Origin of the sequence: uncultured Amnibacterium sp. (assembly GCF_964250715.1) — a bacterium.
Taxonomy (GTDB): Bacteria; Actinomycetota; Actinomycetes; order Actinomycetales; family Microbacteriaceae; genus Amnibacterium.
In genome coordinates this window covers 446,617-465,144 of the sequence record NZ_CAXUGX010000001.1, presented here as the reverse complement: position 1 = coordinate 465,144, position 18,528 = coordinate 446,617, and the positions used below count along the sequence as shown (strand labels likewise).

Here is an 18,528-nt window from a genome sequence, read left to right as displayed (position 1 = left end):
CGGTCCGCCGGGCGGTGCCCTCGAGGGCGTAGCTGGCTGGCAGGATCGCAGCATGAGCTCTGATCGCACCGTGCAACTCCGCCGCTACCAGATCGTGCCGGGGCAGCTGCCGGACTTCACCACTTGGTTCACCGAGCAGCTGGTGCCTGCCCGCGTCGCACACGGCTTCACCGTCGAATTCGCGTACGCCCTGCCCGAGTCGGACGAGTTCGTCTGGGCTGTCTCGGTTGCCGGCGACGCGGACGAATTCCGTGCGGTGGACGAGCGCTACACCGCCTCGCCGGAGCGGGCGGCCGCCTTCGACGGCATCCCGAAGCGGGTCGACTCCATGGCGATCACGCTGGTGCAACCGGTCGGCTGACGGCTGACGCGGCGCGGAGGCCCGACGCCGGCTGCGCGATCAGGATCGGACCGCCGCCAGGACGCGCTCGCCCGCCCGGGCGACGGGCAGCTGCGTCCGTTCGCCGGTGGCGCGGTCCCACAGCTCGACGGTGCCGTCGACGAGCCCTCGCCCGATGATCACGATCGTGGGCACGCCGAGCAGTTCCGCGTCGCCGAACTTCACGCCCGGCGAGACCCTGGGTCGGTCGTCGACCAGCACCGACAGGCCGGCCGCTTCCAGCTCGACCGCCAACTGCTCCGCGGCGGTGTACACGGCATCGTCCTTGCCGGTGGCGACCAGGTGCACGTCGAACGGGGCGACCGCGCGCGGCCAGACCAGCCCGCGGTCGTCGGCGCCCGCCTCGGCGATCAGGGCCAGCACCCGGGTGACGCCGATCCCGTAGGAGCCCATCGTGACCGTCACGAGCTTGCCGTTCGGGTCGAGCACCTGCAGGCCGAGCGCGTGGGCGAACTTGCGGCCGAGCGCGAAGACATGACCGATCTCGGTACCCCGGTCGAGCGTGACCGGCCCACTGCCGTCCGGCGCCGGGTCCCCCTCCCGAACAGTCGCGATGTCGGCGACGCCGTCCGGCACGAAGTCGCGCCCGGCCACCAGGCCGAGCACGTGCCGCTCCGGCTCGTTCGCTCCGGTGACCCACGAGGTGCCGGTCACGACGCGCGGGTCGACCAGATAGCGGATGCCGGAGGGGGCATGCGCGCCGAGCACGGGACCGGCGGCGGTCCACGGCCCGATGTAGCCCTTGACCAGCGCGGGATGCGCAGCGAAGTCGGCCTCCGTCGCGGTCTCGACCTCGGCGGGGTAGAAGACGGCCTCGGCCCGCTTCAAGTCGGCGTCGCGGTCCCCCGGCAGCCCGACGACGACGATCTCGCGGGTGCCGTCCACGTGACCGAGGGCGAGGACGACGTTCTTCAGGGTGTCGCCCGCAGTCCAGGCGCGGCCGTCGTCGCGCGGATGCCGCTGCTGCACCAGGTCGACCAGGGTGGCGATCGTGGGCGTGTCCGGGGAGTCGAACACGGTGGCCGGCGGCAGGCCGTCGGTGGGCCGCGGCTCGGGTTCCAGCGTGCGGAACGCCTCCACGTTGGCCGCGTAGCCGCCGGCGCTGCGCACGAAGGTGTCCTCGCCGACGGGCGTGGGGTGCAGGAACTCCTCGCTGCGCGACCCGCCCATCGCGCCGGCGTGCGCGAACACGACGGCGTACTCCAGGCCGAGCCGGGTGAAGATGCGCTCGTAGGCGGCTCGCTGCGCGTCGTAGCTGGCGTCGAGCCCGGCGTCGTCCACGTCGAAGGAGTAGGCGTCCTTCATCGTGAACTCGCGCCCGCGCAGCAGCCCGGCCCGCGGGCGCGCCTCGTCCCGGTACTTGTCCTGGATCTGGAAGAGGGTCAGCGGCAGATCTTTGTACGAGGAGTACAGGTCCTTCACCAGCAGGGTGAAGACCTCCTCGTGGGTGGGCGCGAGCAGGTAGTCGGCGCCCTTGCGGTCCTGCAGGGTGAAGATGCCGTCGCCGTACTCCTCGTAGCGGCCGGTCTCTCGGTAGGGCTCGGCCGGCAGCAGAGCCGGAAAATGCACCTCCTGCGCGCCGGCGGCCTCCATCTCGTCGCGGACGATCGCCTCGATGCGCGCCTTGACCTTCAGCCCGAGCGGCAGCCATGCGAAGACGCCGGGCGCCTGTCGCCGGATATACCCCCCGCGGACGAGCAGCCGGTGGCTGGCCACCTCGGCCTCCGCCGGATCCTCCCGCAAGGTGCGAACGAACAGGCGGGACAAGCGGGCGACCATGACGATCGAGCCTATCGACGCTCCGCCCGCCGCTCCTCCCGCCCTGCCCCTCCGACCGGCCCCGCCCCCACTCCCACCCCGTCCCGACAGCAGGACCCCGTCCCGTCAGCAGGTTCCTGGTCGACCTGCGACCTGTTGACGGGACCCTGTCCTGCTATCGCGCTCTGGAGCGGGAGGAGGGGAAGGGGTCAGCGGGTGGGGCGCCGGCGGGTCAGGAGGTGGTGACCAGGGGCGCGCCGGTCGCGGCGGCCGGGCCCATCTCGTCGGCCAGGCGGTTGGCCTCCTCGATCAGGGTGGCGACGATCTCGGACTCCGGCACGGTCTTGATGACCTGGCCCTTCACGAAGATCTGGCCCTTGCCGTTGCCGGAGGCGACTCCCAGATCGGCCTCGCGGGCCTCACCGGGACCGTTGACGACGCAGCCCATCACGGCGACGCGCAGCGGCACGCTCATGCCCTGCAGGCCCTCCGTCACGCTGTCGGCCAACGAGTAGACGTCCACCTGCGCGCGACCGCAGGACGGGCAGGACACGATCTCCAGCTTGCGCTCGCGCAGGTTCAGCGACTGCAGGATCTGCAGCCCGACCTTCACCTCTTCCACCGGCGGGGCGGAGAGGGAGACGCGGATCGTGTCCCCGATGCCCTCCGCGAGCAGGATGCCGAAGGCCGTCGCGCTCTTGATAGTGCCTTGGAACGCCGGGCCCGCTTCCGTCACCCCGAGGTGCAGGGGCCAGTCGCCGCGCTCGGCCAGCAGCCGGTACGCCTGCACCATGATCACCGGGTCGTTGTGCTTGACCGAGATCTTGAAGTCGTGGAAGTCGTGCTCCTCGAACAGGCTGGCCTCCCACACGGCGCTCTCCACGAGCGCCTCCGGAGTCGCCTTGCCGTACTTCTGCATGATGCTCGGCTCCAACGAGCCGGCATTCACGCCGATGCGGATGGACACCTCGGCAGCTTTGGCCGCGGCGGCGATCTTGCCGACCTGGTCGTCGAACTTGCGGATGTTGCCGGGGTTCACCCGCACCGCCGCGCAGCCGGCGTCGATCGCGGCGAACACGTAGTTCGGCTGGAAGTGGATATCGGCGATGACCGGGATCTGGCTCTTCTTGGCGATGATCGGCAGGGCCTCGGCGTCGTCGCGGCTGGGCACGGCGACGCGGACGATGTCGCAGCCGGATGCGGTCAGCTCGGCGATCTGCTGCAGCGTCGCGTTGATGTTCGGCGTCGGCGTGGTGCACATCGACTGCACGCTGACGGGAGCATCGCCACCGACCAGCACCTTGCCGACCTTGATCTGGCGGGACTTGCGGCGGGGCGCGAGGGTCGGCACGACCTTCGGCATTCCGATGTTCACAGCTGGCACAGCGGTACGTCCTTCCGACATCCCAGGGTACGTGCCTGCGGGATGAATCGTCGGCGTCGGGGGGGGCGCTCGCCCGTCTGCCCAGATCCGCGACTTCTGCCCCTGCGCGCGCCGAAGACAGGAGTCGCGGGCCTGGTCAGACGGTGACGGGGTCCGCGACGGCCGCCCGTCGGGCGCGATACGCCGTCACGTTCGCCCGGTTGCCGCAGTTGCCGACGTCGCAGAAGCGCTTCGACCGGTTGCGGGACAGGTCGACCAGCACCGCGGAGCAGTCGTCCGCGGCACACACCGTGAGCCGACCCAGCTCGTCGCTGCGGATCAGGTCCGACACCGTCATTGCCGTCTCGACCCGGATGCGGACGTCGAAGGGAGCATTGCCGGGGACGGCGTGCAGATGCCAGTCGATGCCGTCGTGGCGCACCAGCCGCGGCGTCGCCGTCGCCTCGGCGAGCACGCGGTTGACGTGCGCCGCCGCCTCGTCCCGAGACTCCAGGAAGAAGGCGCGCAGTTCGCTGCGCAGGTCGCGGAGCCGCTCCAGCTCCTCGGCTGACCGCTCCAGCAGACCCGTGTACGCCCAGCCGTCGAAGAAGGCCGCGACATCGTCGACCCGCGTGAGCTCGTCAGCACCCGAGTGCGACGCCTGCGGCTCCGTATTGACGAGCGCGGCGGCGGCGCGCAGCACCGACTCGGTGTCATGACCGAACATCATTTGACTCCTGAATCCGGGGCGGCCTAGTGTCAGGAGTGTAGACCGTTTCACTCCTGACAGGAACGGCCGGGAGGCGGGCATGATGCGTCTCCGCTGGATGAGCGCTGCCGTGCTGTCCGCCCTCTTCTTCGGCACCTCCGGCACCTTCGTGAAGCCCCTGCTCGACGCCGGGTGGAGCCCCGGCGCGGGCAGCCTCATCCGCACCGCGGTCAGCGCGCTGATCCTCGCCGTACCCACGTGGCGCGCGCTCCGGGGCCGCTGGCACCTCGTCCGCCGCCACTGGCTGGGACTGCTCCTGTTCGGTGCCGTCGGGATCGCGGTGACGCAGTCCGCCTACTTCCTCGCCGTCGGCCACATCCCGGTCAGCACGGCGCTGATGATCGAGTACCTGGCGCCCGTGCTGCTCGTGACCGCCACCAGCATCTGGCTTCGCCGCTTCCCCCCGCTCCGGGTCGTGGGCGGCACGGTCGCCGCGGTGGTCGGCCTCGCGCTCGTGCTCGACGTCGGCGCCGGAATCGCCGTCGATCCGATCGGCCTCTGCGCCGCACTCATCGCGACGGTCGGGTGCGCCTCCTACTTCCAGCTCTCGGCGACCCTGCCACTGCCGCCCATCGCGTTGACCGGCCTCGGGTTCGCGATCGCGACCGTCGTGTCCGGGCTGCTCGGCGCGGTCGGACTCGTGCCGATCGTGATCGGCTCGTGGAGCGTCGACCTGGCGGGCTCCACCGTCTCGGCGCTCGTTCCGCTCGCCGTGGTGGCGCTGATCGCGGGCGTGGCCGGCTACTCGGTGGCGGTCGCCGCAGCGAGCCGGATCGGGGCGCGGGCCATGTCCTTCCTGGCGCTGACCGAGGTGCTCTTCGCCACCGTCGCAGCCGTGCTCGTGCTCGGCCAGGTTCCCGGCCCGCTGCAGATCGTCGGCGGCCTGGCGCTCGTCGCGGGCGTCGTGCTCGTCATCTCGGTGCGGTCCGACCGAGAGCGCCCGGCGGATGGACCGCTGCCGGATCCCTCCGTCCCTCACGCGGTCGATGCGGCATCGCGGCGCTGAGCCGCGGTCAGACCGGCGCGATCAGAAGAGGCTGACCGGACGGATGATGTCCGCGTAGATCAGCAGCAGGCTCATCCCGCCCAGCAGGATCGAGACGGCGAAGGTAAGCGGCATCAGCTTGGCGGTGTCGACGGGGCCCGGGTCGCGGCGGCGGAAGATGCGGGCGACCGAGCGCCGCAGCCCCTCCCACAGCGCTCCGATCACATGGCCGCCGTCGAGCGGCAGCAGCGGCACCAGGTTGAACACGAACAGGGCGATGTTCAGGCTGCCGAGGATGCCGATCAGACTGGCGATCTTGGATGTCAGGGTCAGGTCGGTGTCGCTCGCGATCTGGCCGGCGAATCGGCCGACGCCGACGACGCTGATCGGGCCGTTCGGGTCGCGCTGCCCGGTGCCGAACGCCGCCTGGGCGACGCCGACCAGCCGCTGCGGCAAGTTGATGATGACCGCGCCGACCGCGGTCACGTTGTTCCAGACCGCCGGCAGGACCGCGGTCACGGGCTGCTTGACGATCGCCTCGCGCGCCACGACTCCGATGAATCCGACGGTGGTGGTCTGCACGACGCCGTCACCGTTCTTCACCGGCAGCCCGTTCGCGTCGAGCACCGCGACCGTGTTGGGCTGCGGGGTGACGGCGAGGGTGCGTGCGCTGCCGTCGCGGACCACGGAGAGAGTGATCGGCACCCCGGCGGACCGGCGGATGACGGCGGTGACCTCGGTCCAGCTGCTGACGGCCCGGCCGTTCACCGCGGTCACCCGGTCGGCGGGCAGCAGCCCCGCGGCGGCCGCGGGCGACGCCGGGTCGGTGGCCGCGCAGGTCTGGCGCGTCGCGGTCTGGGGCAGCACGCACTGCGCGATCGAGGCGACGGTGGTGGTCGGCTGGGCGATCCCGAAACCCATCAGCACGATGCCGGTGAGCAGGATGCCGAGGATCAGGTTCACCGTCGGGCCGCCGAGCATGATCACGACGCGCTTCCACACCGCGAGCCGGTAGAACGCGCGGTGATCCTCGCCGGGCTGGATCTGGTCCTGGCTGGAGTCCCGTGCGTCCTGCACCAGTGTGTTGAAGAATCCGGTCGTCGCCGTTCGCGCGCGGGAAGGGTCGGCCGCCGCGGACGGGTGGAGCGCGCCTTCCACGCTCTCGCCCACCGTCGGCGCGAAGAGCCGGTCACGCCGAGGCGTGCCCGGGGCGGAGCTGTGCCCATTGGTTTCCGCCCGCTTCGCCGGTGGAAACATCCCCACCATCGAGATGTAGCCGCCGAGCGGGATCATCTTCAGGCCGTACTCGGTCTCGCCACGGCGACGGGAGAAGATCGTGCGGCCGAAGCCGATCATGTACTGCGTCACGCGGACGCCGAACAGCTTGGCGGGTACCAGGTGCCCCACCTCGTGCAGCCCGATGGACAGCACCACACCGGCGGCCACCACGAGGATGCCGACGAGGTAGAGCAGCACGGTCACCGGGCCAGGGTAGCCGCGCACCCGCATCGGGCCGGCCCCCAGCCATGGGGTCGCCGGGGAGCCTCCGATGGATCGCCGATGAACACGTGTCGCGCGGGAGGGGAACCGCTACCGGTGCGCCGCGATGACGGCGTCGGCACGCTGCCGGCCCAGGCGGTCGGCGGCGAGCACCGCAGCCCGGTCGAGCACACCGCCGTCCGGCGCATACCCGTCGAGCACCGACTCGATGACCGCGACGATGTCGAGGAAGCCGATCCGCCCCGCGTGGAATGCCGTCACCGCCTGCTCGTTCGCGGCGTTGAAGACCGCCGGCCAGGTGCCCGCCGCCTCCCCCACCCGCTTGGCGAGCGCCACCGCCGGGAACGCGGCCTCGTCCAGCGGCTCGAAGGTCCAGGTCTGCGCCGTGGTCCAGTCGAGCGGCACCCCGACTTCGGGCACCCGGTGCGGCCAGTCGAGTCCGAGGGAGATCGGCAGCCGCATGTCGGGTGGCGACGCCTGCGCGATCGTGGCCCCGTCGACGAACTCCACCATCGAGTGGATGATCGATTGCGGGTGCACGACCACGTCGATGGCGCTGAACGGCACGTCGAACAGCAGGTTCGCCTCGATCACCTCGAGCCCCTTGTTCACGAGGGTCGCGGTGTTGGTCGTGATGACGAGGCCCATGTCCCAGGTCGGATGCTGCAGCGCCTCGGCCGGGGTGACGTCGCGCAACTCCTCGCGCGAGCGGCCTCGGAACGCGCCCCCGGACGCGGTGAGCACCAGCCGCCGCACCTCGCTGTGCGTGCCCGAGGCGAGGGACTGGGCGATGGCGGAGTGCTCGCTGTCGACCGGCACGATCTGCCCGGGAGCCGCGGCGTCCTTCACCAGGCGCCCGCCGATGATGAGCGACTCCTTGTTCGCCAGGGCGAGGGAGGCACCGGTGCCGAGCGCGGCGAGCGTCGGTCCGAGTCCCGCCGCCCCGGTGATCCCGTTCACGACCACGTCGGCTTCGACATCGCCGGCCAGCGCCTCCGCATCCGCCGCGCCGAGCGCCGTGCGGGTCACTCCGAAGCGCTCGGCCTGCTCCTGCAGCAGTGCGGCGTTCCGGCCGGCGGCGAGCCCGACCATCTGGAATCGGTCGGGATTAGCGGCGACCACGTCGAGCGTCTGCGTGCCGATCGACCCGGTCGACCCGAGCAGCACCACCCGGCGACGCCGGTCGGACCTCGGCTCTTCGGGCACTCGCCGAGCCTAGGTGTGGGCCGGCACGGGGTGGTGGCGCACCGGGACCGAGACCGAGTTCGCGATGAAGCACAGGCGGTGCGCCTCGTCGTGCAGGGTGTCGGCGAGCGCCCGCTGACGCTCGTCGGCGAGCGCGACCCGCGGATAGAGGTCGACCCGGGTCATCCGGCCGCCGCCGTCCGGGTCGGTCGTGAGCACGCCGGTGGCGTCGTCGGTGTAGCCGGTCACGACCACGCCGTGCCGGACCGCCACGTGCAGGTAGGACAGCAGGTGGCACTGGCTGAGCGCCGCGATCAGCAGCTCCTCGGGGTTCCAGCGGTCGGGCTCGCCGTGGAAGGCCCGGTCCGCGCTGCCGGGCACGTCGGGCTTGCCCGGGGCACGCACCACGGTCGTGCGATCGTAGGAGCGGTAGGCGCTGGTACCGGTTCCGCGATCGCCCGTCCACTGCACCGCGACGGCGTAGGCGTGCTCGGGATGCGCGCGATCAGCCGGCATGGGTGGTGGCGAGGATGTCGATCACGAACACGAGGTCGTCGGTGCCCTTGATCCCCGCCTGCGCGTTGCCGGCCGTGCCATAGCCCTGCGCGGGCGGGATGATCGCCACCACCTGCGAGCCCACCTTGCGGCCGATCAGCGCGGTGCCGAAGCCCTTCACGACGCCGTCGGTCGTGAAGTTGGCGGGCGCCCTGCCCCAGGACTGGTCGAACACGGCTCCGGTACGCCAGATGACGCCCTGGTACTGGGCCGTGACGTTGTCGCCCGCCTTGACGGTGTCGCCGGAGCCGGACTTGCTCTCGGCGATCTTCAGCGTCGTCGGCTGCGTGGCGGCGGGGATGCGGATGGTCGGTTGGCCGGTGGCGGCCAGGGTCACGGTCGGGAACCCGGCGGGCAGCTTCTTCGGCGTGCCGGTCGCCTTGTCCTTGGCGGTCGCCAGCACGGCGTCGATGTCGACGACGAACAGCACTGCGTCGCCCGCGCCGATGCCCAGCTGCGCGTTGCCCGACGCACCGAACGCGTCGGCGGCGGGCGCGGCGACGGCGACCCGAGAGCCGGCCTGGCCGCAGTTGATCGACTGCACAAGCGCCGGCAGGTACTGGGTGGCATCGACGGTCAGCACCTGCGGGTTCGTGCCGCCGTACCCGGTGGAGGTGACCTTCTTGCGGCTCTTCAGGTCGTAGACGGCGAGCGCCACGCGCACCGAGTCGCCCTGGCCGATGCGCGGCCCCGAGCCCGCCTTCAGCACGGAACGCTGCGTGGCCGGCACGGTGGTGACGGTCGGGAGCGTCACCTTCGGCTCCTTCCCGAACGCCCCGCTCGCTTTCACGGCCTGGGAGACGCTGCCGGCGGATGCGCAGGCGGTCGACGGCGCCGCGGCAGACGGCACAGCGGCCGAGGGCGCACTCGATGCCGCGCCGCTCGACGGTGCCGTGGACGGAGCGGCCGCCGGCGACGAGCATCCCGCCAGCAGCGCCGCTGCGGTCAGCACGGCGGCCACCGGCAGTCCCCGAGCGAACACTGACCGGCCCGGCGCTGTCCGGCTGGCACGCATGAAGAAACGCATCGGTCCATCCTGAGGGCTGCGGAGACGTCGACCGACCGCGCGGCGGCGGCGCCGCACCCAGCCGGGGTGCCTAGCGTGGACCGATGACCGCATCGGACACATCCATCGCCCGGCGCTCGTTCAGCGTGCCGCAGGAGCGCCGTCTGGTCACGCCGCTGCCCGGGCCGAACTCGATCGCCCTGCAGGAGCGTCGCGTGGCGAGCGTCTCGCGGGGAGCCGGCACCCTCGCGAACATCTACATGGACCACGGGTCGGGCGCCATCCTGGTCGATGTCGACGGCAACAGCCTGATCGATCTGGGCTGCGGGATCGGCGTCACCACCGTCGGCCATGCGCATCCGGCTGTCGCCGAGGCCGTCGCACGCCAGGTCGCCAAGCTGACCCACACCCTGTTCACGGTGACGCCCTACGAGCACTACGTCGCGGTCGCCGAGAAGCTGGCACAGGTGACGCCGGGCGCCCACGAGAAGCACTCGATCCTCGTCAACTCCGGGGCGGAGGCGGTGGAGAACGCCGTCAAGGTCGCCCGCCGGTTCACGGGACGGAACGCGATCGTGGTGCTCGACCACGCCTTCCACGGCCGCACCAACCTGACGATGGCGATGACCTACCGGCCGTGGCCGGAGCGCGCCGGGATGGGACCGTTCCCCGGCGACATCCACTCCGTGCCGATCAGCTACCCGTTCCGCGACGGCCTGAGCGGGCCGGAGGCGGCGGAGCGCACGATCGACGTGATCGAGACGCACATCGGCGCGAGCGACGTCGCCGCCTTCTTCGCCGAGCCGATCCAGGGCGACGGCGGCATCATCATCCCCGCGCCCGGCTACTTCGCGGCGATCGCGGACTACTGCCGGGACAACGGCATCCTGTTCGTCGCGGACGAGATCCAGTCCGGGCTCGCCCGCACCGGCGCCTGGTACGCCATCGAGCACCACGGCGTGGTCCCCGACATCGTCACGAGCGCGAAGGGCATCGCCGGCGGCATGCCACTGGCCGCGGTCACCGGTCGCGCCGACGTGATGGACGCCGTGCAACCCGGCGGAGTCGGCGGCACGTTCGGTGGCAACCCGGTGTCGGCGGCCGCGGCGCTCGCCGTATTCGACGTGATCGAGCGCGAGGACCTGCTGGGCGAGGCGCGCCGGGTCGAGGCGGCGATCACCGCCCGCATCGGCGACTGGCCGGACCGCTTCGGCGTCGTCGGCGAGGTGCGCGGCAAGGGGGCGATGTTCGGCGTCGAGCTGGTGCAGCCGGGCACGAAGAAGCCCGATCCCGCGGCACTCACCGCCGTGCTGCGGCACGCGGTGAGCAACGGCGTGATCGCGCTGGACGCCGGCACCTGGGACAGCGTGCTGCGACTGCTGCCCTCGGTCGTCATCAGCGAGGCGCTGCTCGACGACGCGATGGGCGTGCTGGAGGAGGCGCTGGAGCGGCTCTGACGCGACGACCCGTCGGCACGAGCGCGCCCGGTCGCCGCCGGGCGCCCGCCGGTCGCGACCGTAGACTCCCGGTCCATGACGGACACGCTCCCGAACCCGACCGTGACGGACGAGAGCCCCTCCGCGAGCACCGCCTCTGCTGCCACCGCCTCCGCGAGCACCCCGTCAGCGAGCACCTCGTCAGCGGAGTCGATCGGGCCGGAGCGCCGCATCGTCACCGCGGTCCCGGGTCCCAAGTCGCTCGCCATCCACGAGCGGCGCCTCGCGGCCGTTCCCGTCGGCGTCAGTTCGATGCTGCCGGTGTACATCGCCCGCGCGCACGGCGCCGTCGTGGAAGACGTGGACGGCAACCGGTTCCTCGACCTGGGCGCCGGAATCGGCGTGACCACGATCGGCCACACGAACGACGCGGTCGTGGATGCGGCCCGGGCTCAGCTGGGCGACTTCCTGCACACCCTGTTCACGATCACGCCGTACGAGTCGTACGTGCGGGTCGCCGAGCTGGTCGCGGAGCGCACCCCGGGCGACTTCCCCAAGAAGACGGTGCTGGTCAACTCCGGGGCCGAGGCGGTGGAGAACGGGGTCAAGATCGCCCGGCGCTTCACCCGCCGGCGCGCCGTCGCCGTGCTCGAACACGGCTATCACGGCCGCACCAACCTGACGATGGCGATGAACTTCAAGGCGATGCCCTACGCCACCGGATTCGGGCCGTTCGCCGGCGACGTCTACCACGCGCCCTCCTCCTACCCGTTCCGCGACGGCCTGTCGGGCGAGGACGCCGCCGCGCGCACCATCGCATACCTGGAGAAGCATGTCGGCGCCGAGGATCTGGCGATCCTGGTGGTGGAGCCCATCCAGGGCGAGGGCGGCTTCCAGGTACCGGCGCCCGGGTATCTGCCGGCGCTGCAGCGCTGGGCGAACGCGAACGGCGTGGTGATCGCGGCGGACGAGATCCAGAGCGGCATGGCGCGCACCGGCGCCTGGTTCGCCAGCTCGCACTTCGGCTTCGAGCCCGACCTCGTGTTCTTCGCCAAGGGGATCGCCGGCGGCCTGCCGCTCGCAGGCGTCACCGGCCGCGCGCCGATCATGGACGCGGCTCAGCCCGGCGGCCTCGGCGGCACGTTCGGCGGCAATCCCGTGGCGGCGGCGGCGGCCGTCGCGGTGATCGAGCAGATCGAGCAGCAGGGACTGCTGGCCCGCGGCACGCAGATCGGCGAGCTGCTGCGCGACGGCCTGCTGGCGCTGCAACGAGACTTCGACGTGATCGGCGAGGTACGCGGCATCGGCGCGATGATCGCGATCGAGCTCGTGCGGTCGGGCACGGCCGGCACGGTCAAGACGCCGGACCCGAGCGCGGTCACCGCGATCTCCGCGTTCGCGGCGCAGCACGGCGTGCTGATCCTGACGGCCGGCACCTATGGCAACGTGCTGCGGTTCCTGCCCAGCCTCGCCATCACGGACGAGCAGGTGCACGATGCGCTCGGCGTCCTGCGCGAGGCGCTGCAGTCGCTGGCGTGACCCGGCAGCCGCTGTGCTGTCGGTAGGACCGTGATCCCGGCGGGGGCCGCATTCTCGATGGGGACGCCCGCCGCAGGAGCGATCCCGCTCGTCGCCGTCACCCGCAGCGGGTTCACCGAGTCGGTGCACACCGGGTTCGCCGTGGTGGTCGATCGCGACGGCACCGTGACGGCGTATGGGAACGCCGATGCGCCGATCTATCCGCGCTCGGCCCTGAAGCCGTTCCAGACCGTCGCGGCCCTGCGTGCGGGCGCCCGTCTGACCCCTGCGGATCTGGCCATCGTGAGCGCGAGTCACACCGGCCGGCCCGAGCACGTCGCCGCCGTGCTCGGCGTGCTCGCCGCCGCGCGACTGGGTGAGTCGGCCCTGCAGACTCCGGCGGCGTGGCCGAGTGACGCGCGGGCGGCTCGGGACCTGGCCGCGCGCGGCGGATCGGCGGGCCCGATCACGATGAACTGCTCCGGTAACCACGCCGGCATGCTGGCCGGCAGTGTCGCGAGCGGCTGGCCCACCGGCAGCTACCTGGCGCCCGACCACCCGATCCATGCCGCTGCCACCGCGGTGCTGACGGAGTATTGCGGCGTCCGGCCGCAGCATCAGGGCGTCGACGGCTGCGGCGGGCCCGTCTGGGCGCTGCCGCTCGTCGCCCTGGCCCGCGGTCTGCAGGCACTCGCCACCCAGGAGCCCGATCTGCTCGTGGCCATGCGCGCCCACCCCGAGCTGGTCGAAGGCCCCGGTACGGCCACGAGCGCGATGATCGCCGCGCTGGGTGTCGCAGCCAAGCCGGGCGCGGAGGGCGTATTCACGGCGGTCGCGCAGGACGGGACCGCCGTGGCGGTGAAGGCGCTGGACGGCGGACGACGCCCCGGCGCCGTCATCGCTGCGACCCTGCTGGCCCGCGCCGGTGCTGTCGACCCCGACTCGGCGGCGTCACTCCTCGACTCCGCTCACTTCCGAGTGTTGGGCGGTGGCCGAACCGTCGGTGCGCTCCATCCGCTGATCTGACCCGAGCTCGGACGGCGCCCTCCGACCCCCGCGCTACGACCCCGCCCTGTGGGCGACGTCGTCGACCGCGACCGGTTGCATGAGCAGCGGCGGCACGTCCGAGAAGTCGCCCTCGGTTCCCCACTGCACGGTGCTTTCCGCGAACTCGAAGCACTCCGTCGCGCGAACGATCGTGCCGGGGATGCCGCCGTGTTCGACCGTGGTCTCCTGCGCCAACCTGCCCGTGAAGTGCGGGTAGTCGCGGGTGCGGTCGACGCCGATGATCGACAGCAGCACGTGGTGACCCACGCCCGCCTGCTGCTCCGCGGCAAGGATGTTCGCGGACGAGGTGACGAGGAACCCGATCATCGCGGCCGTCTCGGCGGCGGCCCTGTTCCGAGGTCGATCACCGTATCGACGTCAGCGAGCGCCGCTGCCAGGCCGTCGCCGGTCAGCACGTCGACGCCCGAGCTGCGCGAGACGGCCACGGCCTCGTGACCATGCCGACCGAGCGATCGGACGACTGCCCAGTCGGCCAGTCCCGTGCCGCCGATCATCGCCACCCTCATCGCGGGTCGGCGTTCACAGTCGGAGGAGTCGGCCCGGTCCTCATCGCAAGCTCTTTCTGTTCATCGATTCGAGGTCACAGTAATCCGCCGCGTGCATCGTCGATCGGCCGGTCGTGGCCGCAGCCCTGCAGGCGCCGGCGCACGACCGGGCCCTCCTGCGGGACGAGCAGGACGTCGGCGGGGTGCGAGACCGGCGGTGGGACCTGCGCTCGACCGGTGACGACCCGGAACTCGGCGGGGCTGAGCCCGTCGGTCAGCAGCGTGCCAGTGGCGCGCAGTCGGGTGAGCGCCGACCACCGGGCCTGCCAATCATCGACCCCGCCCACAATCGCGGAGGGGCGGTCGTCCGGGTCGGCAGGAGTGCCGCGAGGCGCTCCGATCGGCGCTGCGAGCGGATCCAGCTCCCCGGCGCCGATCACCCGGAACCCGGCGAGCCGCAACTGCTCGGCGCGACGTCGCGGTGCAGCCGAGACCACCAGCACATCGCAGGCCTCGAGCGGCGCGGCGACGACGGCCCGCGTCTCGGCCGGCGAGGTCGTGGGCAGGGCGACCTGCACTCGGGCGCCCGACCACCAGCCGCCCCCGGGCGGCAGCGTCTCGCCGGCCGTGCGCCGGTCGCCGGTGATCGCGAGGTGATCGTCCCCACCGAGCCGCAGCAGCAGCGTTCGGTCGACCAGCCCGAGCAGCGGGCGCAACGGTGCTCCTGCCCAGGCCGAGGGACCGTGCAGCGCGAGTACGGTCGGCTCGGCGTCCGGTCGACGCAGTCGCACGATGAGCCGGTCCAGCAGCGCGGCGGCCGTTGTGGGGCCGAGCACGTCGAGCAGTCGCTCAAGCCCGTCGATCAGCAGCGGCACGTGGTCGTCGTGCACCTGGTCCCATGCGCTGGCCGGATCGCGGGACAGCAGCACGGCACCGGACTGCGCGGCGATCACGGCGAGGACGGTGCTGCGGCCCGAACCGGACTCGCCCAGCACCAGCAGTCGCGGATGCACCACCGGGTTCCAGGTGAGCACCGGCTGGCGCTGCTCGGCGGGTAGATCCAGCCGGCCGAGCACGATGTCACCACTCGATCCGGTCGGCGATCCGGATTCCGCGGCGTGGTCGGCCAGCAGCTGCTCGAGCGGCAGCACCGCCGGCAGCGGGTCCAGCCACGGTCGGGGCGGCAGCGGGCCGGCCGGTGCCCGTTCACGCACGCGTGCCACGGCCACCGCGACCGCCCCGTCGCTCACATCCGCCACCTGCACTCGGCGGGGCCGCTCCCCCGGGATTGCGATCAGCGCCGCTCCCGGATTGCGCGGGAGCGACGCCGCAGCAGGGGTCCCGATGAGCGCGACGCTGTCGGCTCCGTCCTGCATGCGCAGCGCGATCCGAAGCCCGCAGTTCGCCAGCAGCTCCGAGCCGAGCCCGGTCGGCCGCTGCGTGCAGAGGAGCAGGTGCACGCCGAGGGACCGGCCGCGCGCACCGATGTCGACGAAGACGTCGGCCAGCTGGGGCGCCCGCTCCAGCAAAGTGCGGAACTCGTCGACGACGATCACGAGGCGGGGTAGGTCGGTTGCCGCGACATCGGGGACGGCGGCGGCGCGCAGGGCCCGCTCCCGACGCACCAGTTCGGCGGTGAGTCCCGCGATCGCGCGCAGGGCGCCGGCCGGATCGAGGTCGGTGACGACGCCGGCGACCTGCGGCAGATCGCGCACTGCGTCGAAGGCGGCGCCGCCCTTGCAGTCGACCAGCAGCAACTGCAGGCGCGATGCTGGATGCGACGTTGCGAGCGCCAGCACCCACGCCGTCAGCAGCCCGCTCTTGCCGCTGCCGGTGGTGCCCCCGACCACGGCGTGGGGACCGTCCCGCACCAGGTCCACCTCGACCGGGTCGGTACCGTCCACGACGAACCGTGCGGCGAGGCCCGGTCCGCCCTCGCCGACCGTCATCACGTCGGCCAGGGTGGTGGGTGCGGCGCCGCTGAGCGCCGCCCGCACCTGCTCGTGCGCGACGGCGGTGACGAAGCACGGGGTCAGCACGCGTCCGCTCAGGTGTGCGTGCGGCCCCACCGCGTGGACGATTCGAGCCGTGGTGCAGGACTCGAGCGCCAGGACCACGTCCGCGTCCTGACCGTCGGGACCCGCGGCGACGGCCGGCAGCTCGAGCCGTCCCCCTCCTCGCGCACGCTGCACCGAGATCGCCCGAGCGGCGGGCGCGGTCAGCTGCGGCGGTCCCACGACCGCGAGCGTGGTGTCCGCAGGCACCGTCACCGGCACGTCGGGCAGCAGTGCGGATTCAGTGATCAGCGCCGCTTCGATCGCGTCGGCCGCGGTTCCTCGCAGCAGCGGCTCAATCGGCTCATCCCCCGTCCCGATCACCACGGAGCCGGTCGGAGGCCGCGCCCGCCAGGTGGCCGGCTCGACCGCGAGTACGGCGGAGGAGGGCTGCCGGCGCCGGACCGCGGTGGCGCGGGTGGCGATCCGCACGGCGAGCTCCCGCTGCAGCGCCTCGAGGGCGACGCGGTGTCGCTGCTGCTCGCGGCGCAGTCGACGGCGTGCACCCAGCCGGCCGTCGACGACTCCGGCGACCGCGAGGACCGGACTGAACACGGCGAACAGCAGCACCTCCGGCGCCCGGGTCGCCGCGAACAGCGCTCCGGCGACGAGCAACGGAGCGACCGCGGCGAGCAGGGGAAACGGGGGCGGGTCGGCCGCTGCGGGTCGCACCGGCAGGGTGAGCGGATCGGTCACGGCGGCAGTGTGCAGAGGCGAGATCCCGCGCGGACGGTCCGGCCGCCTCCGCACCGAAAACTGCGCGTCGCTCCTGGCCTGTGGAGGAGGCGACAGGTGAACTGACACCCGCGGGTCAGGAGGCGGGCTCCACCTCGATGACGTCCACGACGACCACGGTCACGTTGTCGCGCCCGCCGCCGGACAGGGCCGCCTCCACCAGCGCGAGGGCGGTGGTGCGGGCGGGGGCGCCGGCGGCCAGCACGTCCTCGATCGCCCGGTCGGAGACCTCTTTGGTCAGTCCGTCCGAGCAGGCGAGCAGCCGCATCCCGGGATAGATCGGCAGCAGCCAGAAGTCCGGATCCGGCGGCTCGTTGAAGCCGATCGCGCGGGTGATCACATTGCTGTCCGGGTGGTGGGCGGCCTCGTCGGGCTGCAGTGCGCCCGCGTCGACCAGCTCCTGCACCACCGAGTGGTCCACGGAGACCTGGGTGAGCCGGTCGTCCTCGAACCGGTAGAGCCGGGAGTCCCCCACGTTGAACGCCGCGAAGCACGCCGACGATCCGTTCCGGGCGAGCGCCACACCGGTCACGGTCGTGCCGGCGCCGAGCGCGCTCACCTCCGCGATCGTCCCGATGTCCCGCGATGCCTGCGCGAGGGCGATTCCGATCTGCCCGGTCGTCACCGTCGGATCGGTCAGCGCGCTCGCCAGACGCTCGACGACCGCCTTGCTGGCGCGGTCGCCGGCGGAGTGGCCGCCCATGCCGTCCGCGACGGCGAACACGGGCGGCTCCGCGATGAAGCTGTCCTCGTTCACCGCTCGACGTCGCCCGATGTCGGTCGCCGTGCCCCACGCGAGCACGACCGCTCCGGCGCCCGGCAACTCCACCCGCCGGCGCGGCACGCTGCGACCGATCTCCGTCACGTGTCCCGGGGCCCTTCCGCGCGGGCGGGCACCGGCGCGTCTCGATCAGGAGCGTACCCGCCGGGTGCTGGGACGGCCGGGAGAGACTGCCTCCCTGCCCGATCCCACCCTGCCCGCTCCCTCCATGTCCAGACACGGGACACACGCAGGTCGGTAATACGTGCGAGGTATCGTCGAGACGTCCTCGCGCGTCGCGCGCAGCGAATCACGAGAGCGGGTCATGACCAGGTCGTCCACAAGCAGTAGTCCCGTCGCACCCCGGCCGCTGCCCGGCGTCGCACAGGGCCTGTCCCGTGTCCGGCAGGCGATCGATCTGCTGCGCAATCCCGCCGAGCAGCCCGGCGGCGCCCGCCCCGAGCGGGGCGACGTTCGTGCGGCGGTGCTGACGGTCCTGGCCGAGCAGCCGATGAACGGCTACCAGATCGTCCGCACGCTCGAGGAACGCGGCCGCGGCGCACAGGTCGCGGATGGGGTCCGGCCGAGCGCCGGCGCGGTCTACCCGACGCTGCAGCTGCTCGCCGACGAAGGACTCGCCACCGCAGCCGAGGAGGACGGCAAGAAGATCTACACCCTCACAGCGTCCGGTCGCGTCGCGGCCCAGGCAGCGCAGAATCGCGCCCCGTCCGAGGTCGCGGGCCGCATGCCCGAGCGCCGCGGAGCGATCGCCCGCTCCGGCGCACAGCTCGCGCAGGCGGTGGCGCTCGTGGCGCAGAGCGGCACCGCGCAGCAGGTCGCCGACACGGCCGCCGTGCTCGACGAGGCCCGCCGAAACATCCACTCGATCCTGGCCCGACACTGACCGCCGTGGCGCAGCGGCAGCTGCAGCGAGCCCGTTCGGTGACCGTC

18 protein-coding genes are annotated in these 18,528 nt (G+C 72.4%); 7 read left to right on the top strand and 11 right to left on the bottom strand.

The window, feature by feature from the left end:
* Nucleotides 1-52: 52 nt before the first annotated feature.
* Entirely contained in the window at nucleotides 53-361 is a 309-nt protein-coding gene (locus ACFE7H_RS02155) for a hypothetical protein (protein ID WP_375399543.1), read from the top strand.
* A 39-nt stretch (nucleotides 362-400) separates the two neighbouring features.
* Here the strand turns inward: ACFE7H_RS02155 and ACFE7H_RS02150 are convergent, their stop codons facing one another.
* The 3 genes from ACFE7H_RS02150 to ACFE7H_RS02140 all read right to left on the bottom strand — a co-directional run bounded on the left by ACFE7H_RS02150 (nucleotide 401) and on the right by ACFE7H_RS02140 (nucleotide 4,248).
* Nucleotides 401-2,179, bottom strand: a complete 1,779-nt coding sequence (locus tag ACFE7H_RS02150) for a proline--tRNA ligase (protein ID WP_375399542.1) — start codon at nucleotides 2,177-2,179, stop codon at nucleotides 401-403.
* 211 nt (nucleotides 2,180-2,390) lie between these two features.
* Nucleotides 2,391-3,542 (bottom strand): flavodoxin-dependent (E)-4-hydroxy-3-methylbut-2-enyl-diphosphate synthase, encoded by a 1,152-nt coding sequence (ispG, locus tag ACFE7H_RS02145; protein ID WP_375399541.1) that lies wholly within the window; start codon nucleotides 3,540-3,542, stop codon nucleotides 2,391-2,393.
* Between the two features lie 136 nt (nucleotides 3,543-3,678).
* Nucleotides 3,679-4,248: a CGNR zinc finger domain-containing protein gene (locus ACFE7H_RS02140; protein WP_375399540.1), complete on the bottom strand. Its 570-nt coding sequence runs from the start codon at nucleotides 4,246-4,248 to the stop codon at nucleotides 3,679-3,681.
* Between the two features lie 100 nt (nucleotides 4,249-4,348).
* On the opposite strand from ACFE7H_RS02140, the gene ACFE7H_RS02135 reads away from it, so the two are divergent.
* Entirely contained in the window at nucleotides 4,349-5,296 is a 948-nt protein-coding gene (locus tag ACFE7H_RS02135) for a DMT family transporter (RefSeq protein WP_375399539.1), read from the top strand.
* Between the two features lie 21 nt (nucleotides 5,297-5,317).
* Here ACFE7H_RS02135 and ACFE7H_RS02130 read toward each other — a convergent pair whose 3' ends face one another.
* The 4 genes from ACFE7H_RS02130 to ACFE7H_RS02115 form a co-directional block, all read right to left on the bottom strand.
* Nucleotides 5,318-6,757 (bottom strand): RIP metalloprotease, encoded by a 1,440-nt coding sequence (locus ACFE7H_RS02130; protein ID WP_375399538.1) that lies wholly within the window; start codon nucleotides 6,755-6,757, stop codon nucleotides 5,318-5,320.
* 108 nt (nucleotides 6,758-6,865) lie between these two features.
* Entirely contained in the window at nucleotides 6,866-7,981 is a 1,116-nt protein-coding gene (locus ACFE7H_RS02125; RefSeq protein WP_375399537.1) for a 1-deoxy-D-xylulose-5-phosphate reductoisomerase, read from the bottom strand.
* Between the two features lie 9 nt (nucleotides 7,982-7,990).
* Nucleotides 7,991-8,476, bottom strand: coding sequence for an OsmC family protein (locus tag ACFE7H_RS02120; RefSeq protein ID WP_375399536.1), 486 nt, complete (start codon nucleotides 8,474-8,476; stop codon nucleotides 7,991-7,993).
* Nucleotides 8,466-9,269, bottom strand: a complete 804-nt coding sequence (locus ACFE7H_RS02115; RefSeq protein ID WP_375399535.1) for an FKBP-type peptidyl-prolyl cis-trans isomerase — start codon at nucleotides 9,267-9,269, stop codon at nucleotides 8,466-8,468. The genes ACFE7H_RS02120 and ACFE7H_RS02115 overlap by 11 nt, the downstream gene beginning before the upstream one ends.
* Here ACFE7H_RS02115 and ACFE7H_RS02110 point away from each other — a divergent pair.
* The 4 genes from ACFE7H_RS02110 to ACFE7H_RS02095 all read left to right on the top strand — a co-directional run bounded on the left by ACFE7H_RS02110 (nucleotide 9,235) and on the right by ACFE7H_RS02095 (nucleotide 13,501).
* The gene (locus ACFE7H_RS02110) at nucleotides 9,235-9,555 is read left to right on the top strand and encodes a hypothetical protein (RefSeq protein WP_375399534.1); all 321 of its coding nucleotides are present in this window, start codon (nucleotides 9,235-9,237) and stop codon (nucleotides 9,553-9,555) included. The genes ACFE7H_RS02115 and ACFE7H_RS02110 overlap by 35 nt on opposite strands.
* Before the next feature lie 70 nt (nucleotides 9,556-9,625).
* A complete protein-coding gene (locus tag ACFE7H_RS02105) occupies nucleotides 9,626-10,978 on the top strand; it encodes an aminotransferase class III-fold pyridoxal phosphate-dependent enzyme (RefSeq protein ID WP_375399533.1) in 1,353 nt (450 codons plus the stop codon).
* 75 nt (nucleotides 10,979-11,053) lie between these two features.
* Nucleotides 11,054-12,496, top strand: a complete 1,443-nt coding sequence (gene gabT / locus ACFE7H_RS02100; RefSeq protein WP_375399532.1) for a 4-aminobutyrate--2-oxoglutarate transaminase — start codon at nucleotides 11,054-11,056, stop codon at nucleotides 12,494-12,496.
* 30 nt (nucleotides 12,497-12,526) lie between these two features.
* A complete protein-coding gene (locus ACFE7H_RS02095; RefSeq protein WP_375399531.1) occupies nucleotides 12,527-13,501 on the top strand; it encodes an asparaginase in 975 nt (324 codons plus the stop codon).
* Between the two features lie 33 nt (nucleotides 13,502-13,534).
* Here the strand turns inward: ACFE7H_RS02095 and ACFE7H_RS02090 are convergent, their stop codons facing one another.
* The 4 genes from ACFE7H_RS02090 to ACFE7H_RS02075 all read right to left on the bottom strand — a co-directional run bounded on the left by ACFE7H_RS02090 (nucleotide 13,535) and on the right by ACFE7H_RS02075 (nucleotide 17,682).
* Complete coding sequence (locus tag ACFE7H_RS02090; protein ID WP_375399530.1) at nucleotides 13,535-13,849, bottom strand: SDR family oxidoreductase; 315 nt, start codon at nucleotides 13,847-13,849, stop codon at nucleotides 13,535-13,537.
* Nucleotides 13,846-14,049 (bottom strand): hypothetical protein, encoded by a 204-nt coding sequence (locus ACFE7H_RS02085; RefSeq protein ID WP_375399529.1) that lies wholly within the window; start codon nucleotides 14,047-14,049, stop codon nucleotides 13,846-13,848. The genes ACFE7H_RS02090 and ACFE7H_RS02085 overlap by 4 nt, the downstream gene beginning before the upstream one ends.
* A gap of 74 nt (nucleotides 14,050-14,123) precedes the next feature.
* Complete coding sequence (locus ACFE7H_RS02080) at nucleotides 14,124-16,778, bottom strand: FtsK/SpoIIIE domain-containing protein (protein WP_375399528.1); 2,655 nt, start codon at nucleotides 16,776-16,778, stop codon at nucleotides 14,124-14,126.
* 115 nt (nucleotides 16,779-16,893) lie between these two features.
* Complete coding sequence (locus tag ACFE7H_RS02075; protein WP_375399527.1) at nucleotides 16,894-17,682, bottom strand: PP2C family protein-serine/threonine phosphatase; 789 nt, start codon at nucleotides 17,680-17,682, stop codon at nucleotides 16,894-16,896.
* A gap of 220 nt (nucleotides 17,683-17,902) precedes the next feature.
* On the opposite strand from ACFE7H_RS02075, the gene ACFE7H_RS02070 reads away from it, so the two are divergent.
* Nucleotides 17,903-18,481: a PadR family transcriptional regulator gene (locus ACFE7H_RS02070; protein ID WP_375399526.1), complete on the top strand. Its 579-nt coding sequence runs from the start codon at nucleotides 17,903-17,905 to the stop codon at nucleotides 18,479-18,481.
* The last annotated feature ends 47 nt before the right edge of the window (nucleotides 18,482-18,528 follow it).

Coding starts and splice junctions, on each gene's coding strand:
- ACFE7H_RS02105 (WP_375399533.1), top strand. CDS start 9,626: ATGACCGCATCGGACACATCCATCGCCCGGCGCTCGTTCAGCGTGCCG.
- ACFE7H_RS02150 (WP_375399542.1), bottom strand. CDS start 2,179: ATGGTCGCCCGCTTGTCCCGCCTGTTCGTTCGCACCTTGCGGGAGGAT.
- ACFE7H_RS02090 (WP_375399530.1), bottom strand. CDS start 13,849: ATGATCGGGTTCCTCGTCACCTCGTCCGCGAACATCCTTGCCGCGGAG.
- ACFE7H_RS02120 (WP_375399536.1), bottom strand. CDS start 8,476: ATGCCGGCTGATCGCGCGCATCCCGAGCACGCCTACGCCGTCGCGGTG.
- ACFE7H_RS02140 (WP_375399540.1), bottom strand. CDS start 4,248: ATGTTCGGTCATGACACCGAGTCGGTGCTGCGCGCCGCCGCCGCGCTC.
- gabT (WP_375399532.1), top strand. CDS start 11,054: ATGACGGACACGCTCCCGAACCCGACCGTGACGGACGAGAGCCCCTCC.
- ACFE7H_RS02085 (WP_375399529.1), bottom strand. CDS start 14,049: ATGAGGGTGGCGATGATCGGCGGCACGGGACTGGCCGACTGGGCAGTC.
- ACFE7H_RS02135 (WP_375399539.1), top strand. CDS start 4,349: ATGAGCGCTGCCGTGCTGTCCGCCCTCTTCTTCGGCACCTCCGGCACC.
- ACFE7H_RS02155 (WP_375399543.1), top strand. CDS start 53: ATGAGCTCTGATCGCACCGTGCAACTCCGCCGCTACCAGATCGTGCCG.
- ACFE7H_RS02070 (WP_375399526.1), top strand. CDS start 17,903: ATGACCAGGTCGTCCACAAGCAGTAGTCCCGTCGCACCCCGGCCGCTG.